Source organism: Nocardioides lentus, from assembly GCF_039529515.1.
Classification (GTDB): Bacteria; Actinomycetota; Actinomycetes; order Propionibacteriales; family Nocardioidaceae; genus Nocardioides; species Nocardioides lentus.
In genome coordinates, this window is the sequence record NZ_BAAAMY010000001.1 from 349,316 (window position 1) to 363,270 (window position 13,955).

12 protein-coding genes and 2 tRNA genes are annotated in these 13,955 nt (G+C 73.3%); all 14 read right to left on the reverse strand.

The genetic code is table 11. The features are described from left to right. The coding region (locus ABD158_RS01650) for a lysophospholipid acyltransferase family protein (protein ID WP_344002773.1) at positions 1 to 852 on the reverse strand (852 nt) is incomplete at its 3' end. Beyond that, positions 849 to 1,679 carry a patatin-like phospholipase family protein gene (locus ABD158_RS01655; RefSeq protein WP_344002774.1) on the reverse strand — a complete coding sequence of 277 codons (831 nt, stop codon included), beginning with the start codon at positions 1,677 to 1,679 and terminating at the stop codon, positions 849 to 851. The genes ABD158_RS01655 and ABD158_RS01650, both read right to left, overlap by 4 nt. Positions 1,680 to 1,705: 26 nt before the next feature. Continuing rightward, the gene (locus tag ABD158_RS01660; RefSeq protein WP_344002776.1) at positions 1,706 to 2,113 is read right to left on the reverse strand and encodes a DUF3817 domain-containing protein; all 408 of its coding nucleotides are present in this window, start codon (positions 2,111 to 2,113) and stop codon (positions 1,706 to 1,708) included. A 9-nt stretch (positions 2,114 to 2,122) separates the two neighbouring features. Further along, on the reverse strand, positions 2,123 to 3,013 hold the full coding sequence (locus tag ABD158_RS01665) for an SURF1 family protein (RefSeq protein ID WP_344002779.1): 891 nt from the start codon (positions 3,011 to 3,013) through the stop codon (positions 2,123 to 2,125). A 189-nt stretch (positions 3,014 to 3,202) separates the two neighbouring features. Further along, positions 3,203 to 3,275, reverse strand: a tRNA-Ala gene (locus ABD158_RS01670). A gap of 36 nt (positions 3,276 to 3,311) precedes the next feature. Beyond that, a complete protein-coding gene (locus ABD158_RS01675) occupies positions 3,312 to 3,440 on the reverse strand; it encodes a DLW-39 family protein (protein WP_344002782.1) in 129 nt (42 codons plus the stop codon). 30 nt (positions 3,441 to 3,470) lie between these two features. Then, a tRNA-Ile gene (locus ABD158_RS01680) sits at positions 3,471 to 3,544 on the reverse strand. Positions 3,545 to 3,638: 94 nt separating this feature from the next. Further along, complete coding sequence (locus ABD158_RS01685; RefSeq protein ID WP_344002785.1) at positions 3,639 to 4,304, reverse strand: DUF3566 domain-containing protein; 666 nt, start codon at positions 4,302 to 4,304, stop codon at positions 3,639 to 3,641. Further along, positions 4,304 to 7,063 carry a DNA gyrase subunit A gene (gyrA, locus tag ABD158_RS01690; protein WP_344002787.1) on the reverse strand — a complete coding sequence of 920 codons (2,760 nt, stop codon included), beginning with the start codon at positions 7,061 to 7,063 and terminating at the stop codon, positions 4,304 to 4,306. Before gyrA ends, ABD158_RS01685 begins: the two co-directional genes overlap by 1 nt. Positions 7,064 to 7,094: 31 nt before the next feature. Continuing rightward, on the reverse strand, positions 7,095 to 9,179 hold the full coding sequence (gene gyrB / locus ABD158_RS01695; protein WP_344003712.1) for a DNA topoisomerase (ATP-hydrolyzing) subunit B: 2,085 nt from the start codon (positions 9,177 to 9,179) through the stop codon (positions 7,095 to 7,097). 391 nt (positions 9,180 to 9,570) lie between these two features. After that, positions 9,571 to 10,200 carry a DciA family protein gene (locus ABD158_RS01700; RefSeq protein ID WP_344002790.1) on the reverse strand — a complete coding sequence of 210 codons (630 nt, stop codon included), beginning with the start codon at positions 10,198 to 10,200 and terminating at the stop codon, positions 9,571 to 9,573. Beyond that, positions 10,190 to 11,434: a DNA replication/repair protein RecF gene (recF, locus tag ABD158_RS01705; RefSeq protein WP_344002793.1), complete on the reverse strand. Its 1,245-nt coding sequence runs from the start codon at positions 11,432 to 11,434 to the stop codon at positions 10,190 to 10,192. Before recF ends, ABD158_RS01700 begins: the two co-directional genes overlap by 11 nt. A 6-nt stretch (positions 11,435 to 11,440) precedes the next feature. After that, positions 11,441 to 12,358 carry a phosphogluconate dehydrogenase (NAD(+)-dependent, decarboxylating) gene (gene gnd, locus ABD158_RS01710; protein WP_344002796.1) on the reverse strand — a complete coding sequence of 306 codons (918 nt, stop codon included), beginning with the start codon at positions 12,356 to 12,358 and terminating at the stop codon, positions 11,441 to 11,443. A 55-nt stretch (positions 12,359 to 12,413) separates the two neighbouring features. Next, complete coding sequence (dnaN, locus tag ABD158_RS01715) at positions 12,414 to 13,559, reverse strand: DNA polymerase III subunit beta (RefSeq protein ID WP_344002799.1); 1,146 nt, start codon at positions 13,557 to 13,559, stop codon at positions 12,414 to 12,416. Between the last annotated feature and the right edge of the window lie 396 nt (positions 13,560 to 13,955).

Consider the following 13,955-nt stretch of genomic DNA (forward strand, 5'->3'; position numbering starts at 1 on the left):
CATGTGGTCCAGCCCCGTGTGGGCGACCCAGACCACGTCGGCGAGCGGGGCGGCGTCGAGCGCGGCGAGCAGCCCGCCCGGACGCGGCGCGAGGACGTGCTCCATCGCCTCGGCGCGCTCCGCCATGCCGTGCAGCCCGCGCGCCCGGAGCCGCTCGATCGACCGCGTGCGGCGCGAGGGGGTGAAGTTGCCGCCCTCGGGGAAGATCACGAAGGCGTCGTTCTCGTCGAGACCGGTGGCCAGCTCGTGGATCTGGCTCTCCAGGTCCTCCCCCGGGCCGGGGTCGGTGGTGATGAAGCGGGCGTGCAGGCGGCCCAGCACCACGTCGATCGCGGGGTCCCAGCGCAGCGTGTCCTTCAGGACCACGCGCGGCTCGCGGGCGTAGGTGGTCATCAGCGCGTGCATGAGGATGAACGAGTCGCCGGGTCCCGCGTGGCGCGAGCACACCAGCAGCGGCTGACCGGGGTGCGCGTCGGGCGCGGGACCCTCGGTGCGGATCTCGAGGTGCGCGACGCGGCGCCCGACCCGGTCCAGCACCCACAGCAGCCCCTGGACGAGGTCGTAGTGGATCCCCTCGAAGTACGCCGTCCGCAGCCGCCACCCGCAGCCCGAGGCGAGCCACAGCCCCAGCATCACCAGCAGGAGCAGGCTGGCGCACGTCAGGTAGGTCAGCGCCAGCCAGAACAGCCGCAGCGCGCGCCAGTGGCCGGGCAGCACCGGCGACGCGAGCGCCGCGAGCACCAGCCAGACCGGCAGCGTCGCCCAGAGCACCGCGGTGAGCGCGAGCACCAGCGGCGGCCCGACCACCCGGCGTACGACGACCGTCGCGGTGCGCCCGGCCCGCCCGCTCACGCGACGACCCCGGCGTCGTCGAGGAAGGCCCCGGCGGCGGTCCGGGTCAGCTCGATGCGGGTCTCGACGTCACGGAAGTCGCGGTGGGAGGTGATCCGGTCGTCGCGCGCCGAGGTGCCGGCGGCGGGGAGCACGTGGACCTCGACGCCGTCGGGGACCTCGGCCAGCTCGCGGTGGAAGCGGTGGCGGCGCGCGATCTCGAACGACACCCGCGCGACGTCCCAGGGCCGCTGCGGGACCGTCAGCGGCCGATCGATGCGGCCCACCTGCAGCACGAAGACCCGGGTGGCGCCCTGGGCGACGGCGCGGCCGAGCGGGATGGAGTTCACGACGCCGCCGTCGAGGAAGTGCTCGTCGCCCACCTTCGCCGGCGGCAGCAGGCCGGGGACCGCGGCGCTGGCGACCACGGCGTCGACCAGCGGGCCGGACGTGAACCAGTGCTCGGCGGCGCGCTCGATGCTGGCGGCGCAGACCTCCAGACGCACGGGGAGGTCCTCGATGAGGGTCGCCCCGAGCTCCCCGCGCAGCCGGCGCGTCAGCGGGGAGGCGGAGTACAGGTGGGTGCCGGTCGCGACCGCGCGTCGGACGGTGCGCACGGGCCCGTCGCCGTACACGTCGCGCGTCGTGGCGGCCCGCCGCCACAGGGCGGTGAGCCGGTCGACCACGGCGGGCGTCGGGTCCTGCGCGAGCAGCGCCCCGTTGAGGGCCCCGACGCTCGTGCCCAGCACGAGGTCCGGCCGTACGCCGCGGTCGAGCAGGGCGCCCAGCATGCCCACCTCGACGGCCCCGAGCACTCCCCCGCCCCCCAGCACGAAGGCGGTCGTCACGACGTGCTCACCGGGCGCCCACGCGCTCAGGCCGCGGGCGGTCGCACCGGGGTGGCCAGCTCGTCGGCGTGCTCGGCGCGGACGCGACGGGTGGCGCGGTGCTCGGCCCAGAAGGAGAGCACCGGGACGGTGCCCATCAGCAGCGTGACCGCGGTGAAGCCGAGGTCCCAGCCCGCGCGGCGGGCGAGGAGGAACGCGCAGACGAGGAAGATCATGTAGAGCCAGCCGTGGGCGACGCCGAGGAACTCGCTGACGGTCGCGCCGAACTCCTGCACCGGGCTCCCGGGGGTGACCCAGTCGGGGGTGACGGGGATGAAGCCCCACATGCTGCTGCCGTCGAAGTTCGACAGCGGGGTCGAGACGAAGAACAGCACCACCAGCAGCACGCCCACCACCGACGCCATGACGCGGTAGCGCAGAAGAGCCCCTCTCACCCCTCGAACCTAGCCGACGGGCGTGCGCGCGGGGTCGGCGGACGGCGCGGGCCCCGGCTCCCGGTGGGGCGGGTCACGCGGCTCGTCCCCCGGCTCGTCCCCGGGGTCGTCGCCAGGGTCGTCGCCAGGGTCGTCGCCGGGGTCGTCACCGGCCGCGGCCGCCGCCCGGTCCGCCTCGAGGGCGTCGCGGACGAAGCGCCACCACACGAAGGCCGCGAACCCGCCGAAGACCCACCACTCGATCGCGTAGAGCAGGTTCTGCAGGGCGGTGAACGGGCCGACCTCCTCGCGCGGCGGCACCTCGACCGGCGCCAGGCCCGTGGCCGGCTCGGCCGCCACCGCGTACCCGCCGTACAGGTCGGCGGTGGTGAGCTGGACGGCGTCGGCGATGCGCAGCTGCGGCAGCTCCCGGTCGCCGGGGACGTCGGCGGCCACGCCCGGCTCGGCCTGCGACGGCTGTGGGCGTACGACGAGGTCCGCGGCGCCGCTGGGCGGCGCCGGGAGGTCGTCCGCGGAGCGTGCCCAGCCGGTGACGACGAGCAGCTCGGCGCCCGCCTCGTCCGTGACGGCGACCGGGGTCACCGACCACACGCCGTCGCCGGGGCTCTCGGTGTCCTGGCTGCGACCGGTGACGACGAGGCTGCCCTCGGGCACCCACTCCCCGCTGACCTCGACCGGCCGCCCGAGCGCGTCGACCGGGAACCCGTCGTCGGGCCGCATCACCTCGCCGAGCGGGACCGGGCTCTCCTGCGTGAGGTCGACCGCCGCCGCCTCCCGCTCCGCGGACCAGGCCGCGAGCTGCCAGAACCCCAGCCCGACCGCGATCGCGACCAGCACCACGGCCAGCGCGTGGGCGCCCAGCATCCGCGGCGCGAGGACGCTGCGGTACCGGTGAGACACACCCCGAGTCTACGAAGCCCGCCCACCCGGCCCGCGCCGAGCACCGGCCGGCCCCGGCCGCGGTTCCACCAGGTATGCCGCGGAACTGCCACTTCTCGCGCTGTGCGGAGTGCGAGGAGTGGCGGTCTCGTCACAGACCTGGTGAAACCGCAGGCGCACGGCGCGGACCCCACGTTCCCCGCGGAGCGGTGGAGCCTAGGGGACTCGAACCCCTAACCCCCTGCTTGCAAAGCAGGTGCGCTACCAATTGCGCCAAGGCCCCGGGTGTGGATCCTGCGTCGGACCCGGGTGGAGCGGGTCAGCGGGCGGGCTTGACCGGGTCGGTGGCCTCGGCCCACAGGGCCTTCTCCTCGCGACCGTCGTCGTACTTCTTCTTCGCGAACGCCGCGCCCAGGCCGGCGAGGAGGACGACCATCAGCTTCTTCATCGTGCTCCTCGGTGTCACCGTGCTGCGGGGTGGGCCTAACAGGACTTGAACCTGTGACCTCTTCCTTATCAGGGAAGCGCTCTAACCGTCTGAGCTATAGGCCCGCCGGGACCGGCGGGACCGCCGTGTCGACCGCGGGCGAGACTACAGCAGCGCTCGCCGACGGCTCAAAACGGGGCCCGCCGGTGGGTCAGGACCTCAGCGGTCGTCCTCGGCGAGGGTGACCTCGACGCCGCCGAGCAGCGCGGCCGCGAGGTTGTACATGAACGCGGCGAGGGTCGCCACGGCGGTGATCAGGAAGACGTTGAGGATCGTCACCAGCGTGGTGAAGCCCAGGATCCGCTGGATCCCGACGTAGTTCTCCACGTCGAAGCCGGAGGTGTCCTCGCCGTCCAGCACGCTGGCGACGGTGGCGTTGATCGAGTCCCAGACGCCGGCGGCGCCCAGCACCGACCAGACCACGGTCACCGAGACGATCGTGACGACGCCGAAGGCGATCGCAAGCAGGAACGCCGTCTTGGTCACCGACCACGGGTCGATGCGGGTCAGCCGCAGCCGGGCCCGGCGCGGCGGACGCGGAGCGCCGCCACGGCGGGGCTTCACCGCGCGGTTCTCACCGGTGACGAGCGCGGCGCCCTCGCCCCGGGACTCGCCCTTCTGCACGGGCCGCGCCGCGTTGCTGATCGCCTGCGACATCCGCTGGGTGAAGGGACGGACCGCGGTGTCCTCGGTGCCGGACGCCGCCGGGCGCTGTGCCGACGAGGGGGCCGGGGCCGGGGCCGGGCGGGTCTGCTCGGCGGTGCCGGACCGCCGGGGCGCGCCGGGGCCGGGGCCCGGGGGGCGCTGGTCGGGGCCGTCCACCATCAGTCGTCACCATTCCCGGGATCGCCGTCACCATCGGTCGTGCTGGACTCGATTGTTGCATCCGGGGCCTCGGGATCCTCATCCCTCGAGTCCGTGACGGTCTCGGCCTCCTCCTGGGCCTCGACCGTCGCCTCGATGTCGGCGTCGCTCGGCTCGGCCTCGCCGGTGGCCTCCTCGACCACCTGCTGCTCCACCGAGCGGGCGACCACGGCCACCGAGTCGGCCCCGCGCATGCTCACGAACCGCACGCCCATCGTGGAGCGCCCGGTCGGACGGAAGTTCTCGTCCACGCGGCTGCGGACGACCTGCCCGGCCTGCGTGATGGACAGGATCTCGTCACCCTCCTGCACGATGAACGCCCCCACCAGGGAGCCGCGGTCCTCGTCGGAGAGCTGCATCGTCTTGATGCCGATGCCGCCGCGCGACTGCAGGCGGTAGTCGGTGATCCGGCTCCGCTTGGCGTAGCCGCCGTCGGTGATCGTGAAGACGTACTGCGCCTTGACCTCGGCCGGGTCCACCTCCGCCACCGGGGTCTCCGGCACCTGCGGGGTGTCCTCCGCCGACGTCTCCTCGTCGAGGCCGGCGGCGACCTCGGCCGCCACCTGGGCCGCGCGGATGACGGACATCGACAGCAGGGCGTCACCGTCGCGGAACTTCATGCCGGTCACGCCGGACGTCGCCCGTCCCATCGGCCGCAGCTGGGTGTCGTCGGCCCGGAACCGGATGGACTGGCCCTTGCGCGAGACCAGCAGGATGTCGTCGGCGCCGTCGACCAGCTCCGCGCCGATCAGCTCGTCGTCGTCCTCGCGGAAGTTGATGGCGATGACGCCGGCCTGCCGCGGGGAGTTGTAGTCCGCGAGCCGGGTCTTCTTCACCAGCCCGCTGCGCGTGGCCAGCACCAGGTACGGCGCCTGCTCGTAGTCGCGGATCGCGAGCACCTGGGCGATCTGCTCGTCGGGCTGGAAGCTCAGGAGCCCGGCGACGTGGCCGCCCTTCGCGTCGCGCGACGCCTCGGGCAGGTTGTAGGCCTTCGTCCGGTAGACCCGTCCCTGGGTGGTGAAGAACAGCAGCCAGTGGTGGTTGGACGTCGAGATGAAGTGCTCGACCACGTCGTCCCCGCGCAGGGAGGCCCCCCGCACGCCCTTGCCGCCGCGCCGCTGGGTCCGGTACGCCGCGGCGAGGGTGCGCTTGGCGTAGCCGCCGCGGGTGATCGACACGACGAGCGCCTCGTCGGGGATCAGGTCCTCCATCGACAGGTCGCCGGCGGCCGCGATGATCTGCGTGCGCCGCTCGTCGCCGTACCGCTCGACGATCTCGGCCAGCTCGTCCGCGACGATCCTCCGCTGCCGGGTGACGTTGGCGAGGATGTCCTCGAGGTCGGCGATCGTGCGCTCGATCTCGGCGAGCTCGTCGACGATCTTCTGGCGCTCGAGCGCCGCGAGGCGGCGCAGCTGCATGTCGAGGATCGCGTTGGCCTGCAGCTCGTCGATCTCGAGCAGCTCGATCAGGCCCTGGCGGGCGTCGTCGACCTCGGGCGAGCGCCGGATCAGCGCGATCACCTCGTCGAGGGCGTCCAGGGCCTTCACCAGGCCGCGCAGGATGTGGGCCCGCTTCTCGGCCTCGCGGAGCAGGTACTCCGTGCGGCGGCGGATGATCTCGACCTGGTGCTCGACCCAGTTCGAGATGAACTGGTCGATCGTCAGGGTGCGGGGCACCCCGTCGACGAGCGCGAGCATGTTGGCGCTGAAGTTGGTCTGCAGCTCGGTGTGCTTCAGCAGGTTGTTGAGCACGACCCGGGCGACCGCGTCGCGCTTGAGCACGACCACGAGCCGCTGGCCGGTGCGGTCGGAGGTGTCGTCGCGGACGTCGGCGATGCCCTGCACCTTGCCGGAGTCGGCCAGCTCGGCGATCTTCAGCGCGAGGTTGTCGGGGTTGACCATGTAGGGCAGCTCGGTGATCACCAGCGTCGTGCGGCCGCGGGCGTCCTCGTCGACCTCGATCACCGCGCGCTGCGTGATGGAGCCGCGCCCGGTGCGGTAGGCCTGCTCGATGCCCTGGTGGCCGACGATCAGCGCGCCGTTGGGGAAGTCGGGGCCCTTGATCCGCTCGAGGAGCGCGTCCTGCAGCTCCTCGCGGGTGGCGTCGGGGTGCTCGAGCGCCCACGCGGCGCCGGCGGCGACCTCGCGCAGGTTGTGCGGCGGGATGGAGGTGGCCATGCCGACCGCGATGCCGGCGGAGCCGTTGACGAGGAGGTTGGGGATCCGGCTCGGCAGCACGACGGGCTCGGCGGAGCGGCCGTCGTAGTTGGGCTGGAAGTCGACGGTCTCCTTGTCGATGTCGCGGACCATCTCCATGGCCAGCGGCGCCATCCGGCACTCGGTGTAGCGCATCGCCGCCGCGGCGTCGTTGCCCGGTGACCCGAAGTTGCCCTGACCGTTGACGAGCGGGGCGCGCATCACCCACGGCTGCGCGAGGCGCACGAGGGTGTCGTAGATCGCGGTGTCGCCGTGCGGGTGGTACTGGCCCATCACGTCGCCGACGACGCGCGAGCACTTGGAGAAGCCGCGGTCGGGGCGGTAGCCGCCGTCCCACATCGCGTACAGCACCCGGCGGTGCACCGGCTTGAGGCCGTCGCGGACGTCGGGCAGCGCCCGGCCCACGATGACGGCCATCGCGTAGTCGATGTAGGCGCGCTGCATCGACGTCTGCAGCTCGACGGGCTCGATCCGACCGCCGGGCGGCGTCTGGGACTCGGTCATTCAGTGACTCCTGGTTGAGAGCTCAGACGGCTCAGATGTCGAGGAAGCGGACGTCTTTGGCGTTGCGCTGGATGAAGCCGCGACGCTGCTCGACGTCCTCGCCCATGAGGATCGAGAAGATCTCGTCGGCGTGGGCGGCGTCGTCGAGGGTGACCTGCAGCATCAGTCGCTGGTCGGGGTCCATCGTGGTCTCCCACAGCTCCTTGGCGTTCATCTCGCCGAGGCCCTTGTAGCGCTGGACCGGGTTCTCCTTGGGCAGCTTCTTGCCGGCGGCCGCACCGTCGGTCAGCAGCGCGTCACGCTCGGCGTCGGAGTAGACGAACTCGTGCTCGTGCGGCTTGTTCCACCGCAGCCGGTAGAGCGGGGGCTGGGCCATGTAGACGTTGCCGTGCTCGATCAGCGGGCGCATGAAGCGGAACAGCAGCGTCAGCAGCAGCGTGTTGATGTGGTGGCCGTCGACGTCGGCGTCGGCCATCAGCACGACCTTGTGGTAACGCAGCTTGTCGGGGTCGAACTCCTCCTGGATGCCCGTGCCCAGCGCCGAGATGATGGACTGGACCTCGGCGTTGCCGAGGACCTTGTCGATGCGGGCCTTCTCGACGTTCAGGATCTTGCCGCGGATCGGGAGGATCGCCTGGATGCGCGGGTCGCGGCCCTGCCGGGCGGAGCCGCCGGCCGAGTCGCCCTCGACGATGAAGACCTCGCACTCCTCGGGCTTGGTCGACTGGCAGTCCGACAGCTTGCCGGGCAGGCCGCCGCCGCCGAGGAGGCCCTTGCGGGAGCGGGCGAGGTCGCGGGCCTTGCGCGCCGCGACCCGGGCGTGGGCCGCGGCCTGCGCCTTGCGCACGATCTCGCGTCCCTCGGCGGGGTTCTGCTCGAGCCAGGCGCCGAGCTGGTCGTGCATGATCTTCTGCACGAAGCTGCGGGCCTCGGTGTTGCCGAGCTTGGTCTTGGTCTGGCCCTCGAACTGCGGCTCGCCGAGCTTGACCGAGATGATCGCGGTGAGGCCCTCGCGGATGTCGTCGCCGGAGACGCGGTCCTCGGGCTTCTTCATCAGGTTCCAGGTCGCCCCCCACGTGTTGACCAGCGAGGTCAGCGCCGAGCGGAAGCCCTCCTCGTGGGTGCCGCCCTCGTGGGTGTTGATCGTGTTCGCGAAGGTGTGGACCGACTCGGTGAACGTCGTGTTCCACTGCATCGCGACCTCGAGGCTCATGTGGTTCTCGACGTCGATCGCCGTCTCGGCCTCGAAGGAGATCACCGTGGGGTTGGCGGCCTCCTTGCGCTTGTTGAGGTGCTCGACGTAGTCGACGAGGCCCCGGTCGTAGCGGAAGACGTGCTCGACGCCGCCGCCCTGGCCGCGCTGCGCCTCGTCGGCCTCGGGGGCGTCGCCCCCGTCGCCGCGGGTCTCGCCCTCGATGGCGTCCGCGACGTCGTCGGCCGCGGGCCGCTCGTCGCGGACCACGATCTCGAGGCCCTTGTTGAGGAAGGCCATCTCGCGGATGCGGCGGGTGATGGTCTCGCGGTTGTAGACGACGGTCTCGAAGATGTCCTCCGAGGCCCAGTAGGTCACCGTCGTGCCGGTGCCCTCGTCGTCGGCGAGCGGACGGACCTGCTCGAGGTCGCCGTCGGGCACGCCGAGCCGGAAGCCCTGGCGCCACAGGTGGCCGCGGTTGCGGACCTCCACGACGAGCCGCGAGGACAGCGCGTTGACGACGGAGACGCCCACGCCGTGCAGGCCGCCGGACACCTTGTAGCCGCCGCCGCCGAACTTGCCGCCGGCGTGGAGCATCGTCAGCGCCATCGTCACGGCCGGCATGTCGGCGCCCGGGGCCGTGTCGGTCGGGATGCCGCGACCGTTGTCCTCGACCCGGATCGCGCCGTCCTCGGTGAGGGTGACGACGATGCGGTCGCAGTGGCCGGCGAGGGCCTCGTCGACCGCGTTGTCGACGATCTCCCAGATCAGGTGGTGCAGGCCGCGCTCACCGGTCGAGCCGATGTACATGCCGGGACGCTTGCGGACGGCCTCGAGGCCCTCCAGCACCTGGATGGCGGAGGCGTCGTAGTCGGCGGTGACCCGGGTGTCGCCCCGCAACCCGGTGGGCTCGTCGGCCTCCACGGACCCCTCGGGCAGGTCCGTGGGCGGCTGCTCAGTCGGGGTGGACTCGTCCTCGGGGTTCGCACCGTCTGCGCTGTCGCTCACTGGACCTCTTCTCGACCCGGCCGGGGACGGACCCCCGGCACCGCAAGAGCCGCAGCACACGCACCGGGCGCGGCAGCGACTCCGCTGCCAGCATACCGGCTCTGAGGGCCTCAGGCACGGACCCTCGCCTGTGGAGGAGGGGTGGCCCGAGGCCAGGGTGCCCCTCAGCCGCCCGGGAAGGCGCCCGCACGGGCCTGCGACGGTGTCGCCCAGCCCCGGGTACGGCCCGAGGACCCCCGGGACGGCTCACGGACGATCTGCGCGACCCGTCGTACGGGACCTCGACCGAGCTCCCGAGCCGCGGTCCTCAGCCGTAGGTGTCACGGGGGCCCCGCCCGCCGCGGACGGACCGCGCGCCCCGCGTCCACGACGGGACGTGGGGACCCTTGACGTCGATCGCGACCACGCTCCCGTGGCCGAGCTCGGTGTTGAGGCGTCGCACCAGGGCCGGTGACAGCAGGCGCAGCTGGGTGGCCCACGCCGTGGAGTCGGTGCCGACGACCAGCCGGCCGTCGGCGAACGACTCGGGTCGGCTGTGGGCGGCCACCTCCGCCCCGACGATCTCCGGCCAGCGGGCGAAGACCCCGTGGGCCCGCAGGTCCGGCGCCCACCCGTGCTCGGAGACCACCCGGCCCAGGGTGGCGTCGATGGTCTGCGGGTCGCGCTCGTCGGGGTGGGCGCCGGAGCCGGCGCGCGTGTCGCCGCCCGACCGCCGCGGACCCCGCGAGCTGCGTCCCCGCTCCGGCGTACGACGGGAGGCCGGGCGACCGCGGGCCGTGCGGGCGAGGGCCCGGGCCAGGTCCAGGCCGGTCGTGTCGTGGACGACCTCGGACCCGACCTCCGCCTCCGACCCGACCTCGCCGGCGGCCCCGACCTCGCCGGCGGGGGCGGCCGGGGGCCCGTCGGGCCCGACCCCGTCCTCGCCGTCAGGCGTCATCCGCGCCTCGCTCCGGGTCGATGGGCTGGGGGTCCGAGGGCCGGGATCCCGTGGGCCGGGGGTCGCCGGCGGAGGGGTCGACGGCCACGACGCTACCGCCGCCGACGTCGTAGCGCCTCCCCCGCAGGGCGGCCGGGACGTCGTCGGGGACCGCGGCCGTGACGAGCACCTGCTCGGCCTCCGCCACCAGGGCGGCCAGCGACGCGCGGCGCTCGGTGTCGAGCTCGGCGAAGACGTCGTCGAGGATCAGGATCGGGTCGTCACCGTCGTCGCGCAGCAGGTCGTAGGCGGCCAGCCGCAGCGCGAGCGCGGTCGACCAGGACTCCCCGTGGGAGGCGTAGCCCCGCACCGGCAGCCGCAGGTCGCCGCCGGCCGGGCCCAGGGTGAGCAGCAGCTCGTCGCGGTGGGGCCCCACCAGGCTCACCGCCCGGTCGAGCTCCTCGCCGCGGCGCCGGGCGACCTCCGCGAGGAGGGCCTCGGCGAGGGCGGGCGCGGAGTGGTCCTCGCCGATCGGCAGCGACGGCTGGTACTCGCCGCGCAGGTCCTCGCGCGTCGCGCCGCGGGCGACCGCGGCGTAGGCCCGCCCGACGTACGGCTCGAGGTCGGCGACGAGGCGCAGCCGGGCGGCGAGGAGCTCGGAGCCGCTCGCCGCCAGGTGGGTGTCCCAGACCTCCAGCGTCGACAGGGCCGCCTGCCCCGAGGAGGAGCCCGGGCGGTGGCCGCCGGCGCGCAGGTTCTTCAGCAGGGAGTTGCGCTGCTTCAGCACGCGGTCGTAGTCGGCCCGGACCCCGGCCAGGCGCGGCGTGCGCAGCACGAGCAGGTCGTCGAGGAAGCGGCGCCGCTCCCCCGGGTCGCCCTTCACCAGGGACAGGTCCTCCGGCGAGAACATGACGGTGCGCACCAGGCCGACGATGTCGCGGGCCCGCGGCAGCACCGAGCGGTTGACGCGGGCGCGGTTGGCCTTGCCGGGGTGGAGCTCCACCTCCAGCGTCGCCTCACGGCCGTCGCGGACCACGACGGCCCGTACGACCGCCCGCTCCGCCCCGGCCCGGACCAGCGCGGTGTCGGAGGCGACGCGGTGCGAGGCCAGCCGCGAGAGGTAGTCGATCGCCTCCACCAGGTTGGTCTTGCCCTGGCCGTTGCGGCCCACGAACGCCGTCGCCCCGGGCGCGAGGACGACGTCGGCCTCGCCGTACGAGCGGAAGTCGGCGAGCAGCAGCCGGGTGACGTGCACGCCGGGCTACGGCGCGTCGGGCTCGGGACCGGTCTCGCCCGCGGGGTCGACGCTGCCCTTGACCGCGTGGCCGCCGAACTGGTTGCGCATCGCGGCGACCGCCTTCATCGCGGGCGAGTCCTCCTGGCGGGAGACGAAGCGCGCGTAGAGCGCTGCCGTGATCGCCGGGGTCGGCACCGCGTTGTCGATGCCCGCCTCGACGGTCCAGCGACCCTCGCCCGAATCGTCGGCGTAGCCCTGGATCGACTCGAGCCCCGGGTCCTCGTCGAGGGCGGCGACCATCAGGTCGAGCAGCCACGAGCGGACGACGGTGCCGCCGCGCCAGGAGCGGAAGACCTCGGTGACGTCGTCGACGACGTCGACCTTCTCGAGCAGCTCGAAGCCCTCGGCGTACGCCTGCATCATCGCGTACTCGATGCCGTTGTGGACCATCTTGGAGAAGTGGCCGGCGCCGACGCTGCCGGCGTGGACGCTGCCGAACTCCCCGGCGGGGCGCAGCGCGTCGAAGGCGGGCTGGACCTGCGCGATCGCGTCGGTGTCGCCGCCGTACATGAGGGCGTAGCCGTTCTCCTTGCCCCAGACCCCGCCGGAGACGCCGCAGTCCACGAAGCGGATCTGCTTCTCGCCGAGCTGTGCGGCGTGGGCCTGGTCGTCGGTCCACCGCGAGTTGCCGCCGTCGACGACGAGGTCGCCGGGCTCGAGCAGGTCGCCGAGCGCGGTCACCGTGTCGTGGGTGGGGGCGCCGGCGGGCACCATCACCCACACCGTGCGCGGCGCCTCCAGGCTCGCGACGAGCTCCTCGAGCGAGCCGACGTCGGCGAGGGAGGGATCGCGGTCGTAGCCGACGACGTCGTGGCCGGCGGCGCGGAGCCGCTGGACCATGTTGCCGCCCATCTTGCCGAGGCCGATCATGCCGATCTGCACGCGAGTCCCTCTCTTGCGGCGCCCGGGTGCCGGGTGCCCGCGGTGGTGGTGGTCGTCAGGACAGCAGGCGGCGCGGCATCAGCAGGTAGCGGAAGTCGCCGCCGGACTGGGCCCCCTCGTCGGCGGGCACGCCGCTCATCACCACGGGCTTGGAGGCCTGGGTGAAGGCGAGCTCGACGACCGCCTCGTCGATGGCGGTGAGGCCGTCGAGCAGGAACTGGGGGTTGAAGCCGGTGGTCAGCGGGTCACCGGTGACCTCGGCCTGGATGGACTCCGAGGCCTGCGCCTCGTCGCCCGAGCCGGCGTCGAGGGTGAGCACCCCGTCACCGAAGGCCAGCTGCACCGCGGTGTTGCGCTCCGCGACGAGGGCGACGCGCTTGACCGACTCCACCAGCTCGGCCTTGTCGACCTTCGCGACCGTGAGGTGCTCGGACGGGAAGAGGCTGCGGACCTTCGGGAACTCGCCGTCCAGCAGCCGGGTCGTGGTCCGACGGACCCCTCCGGGACCGGTGCCCTCGAAGCCGATGATGCCCTCGCCGGCCCCGCCGGCCGAGAGCGCGATGGTGACCTCGGTCCCGACGGTCAGCGACTTGGCGGTGTCGCCCAGCACCTTGGCCGGCACGAGCGCGGCGGCGGACTCGTCGGGGGTGTGGGGCTCCCACCCCAGCTCGCGCTGGGCCAGCCGGAACCGGTCGGTGGCGAGCAGCGCGATCGCGGAGCCCTCGATCTCGACGCGGACACCCGTCAGCACCGGCAGCATGTCGTCGCGTCCGGCGGCGGTGACGGCCTGGGCGACCGCGTGCGCGAACTCCGCGCTCGGGACGGTCCCCGTGGCGGCGGGCATGGAGGGCAGGCTCGGGTAGTCCTCGACCGGCATGGTCTGGAGGCTGAAGCGCGCCGAGCCGCACGTGAGCTGCACACGGGTGCCGTCGAGGACCATGTCGACGGGCTTCGCGGGCAGGCTGCGACAGATGTCGGCGAGGAGCCGCCCGGAGACCAGCGCGGTGCCGGGCTCGGCGACGTCGGCGTCGAGGCTGGCCCGCGCGGAGGTCTCGTAGTCGAACGTCGAGAGCATCAGCCCGTCGTCGTGCGCCTCGACCAGCAGGCCGGCCAGGACGGGGACGCTGGGGCGGACCGGGAGGCTGCGGGCCGCCCACGCCACGGCGTCGGCGAGCACGTCGCGCTCGACTCGGAACTTCACGGGGCCTCCTGGCTGGTTCGGGGGCTCGATCCTGCCATGCCGGGTGCGTTGTCCACACGGGCGCGGTGGTCTCGGGGATTGCCGTTCAGCGATGTCATGAGAAGGGTGTCAGTGGTCGTAGCGTCGGTGGAATCTGTGGAGGACGCCCTCACGGCCCGCAACCGGGCCGTCGCGGCCTGTGCGTCGGGCTGTGGAGGAGACCCGGTGGAACTACACGTCGGTGTGGACCGGACCGCGTCCGGACGTGTCGTTCGCGAATGCCCACAGGGACGACGGCTCGGACGCGCGCGGGCCCACAGCCCGACTGTGCACGGGCCCTCGACCTCCGCGGGAGGGTCAGGGCGTGCGGGCCTGGAGCTTGATCCGGTTCGTGAGCTCGGTGACCTGGTTGTAGAC

Coding starts and splice junctions, on each gene's coding strand:
- ABD158_RS01700 (WP_344002790.1), bottom strand. CDS start 10,200: ATGACGCCTGACGGCGAGGACGGGGTCGGGCCCGACGGGCCCCCGGCC.
- gyrA (WP_344002787.1), bottom strand. CDS start 7,063: ATGACCGAGTCCCAGACGCCGCCCGGCGGTCGGATCGAGCCCGTCGAG.
- ABD158_RS01685 (WP_344002785.1), bottom strand. CDS start 4,304: ATGGTGGACGGCCCCGACCAGCGCCCCCCGGGCCCCGGCCCCGGCGCG.
- ABD158_RS01675 (WP_344002782.1), bottom strand. CDS start 3,440: ATGAAGAAGCTGATGGTCGTCCTCCTCGCCGGCCTGGGCGCGGCGTTC.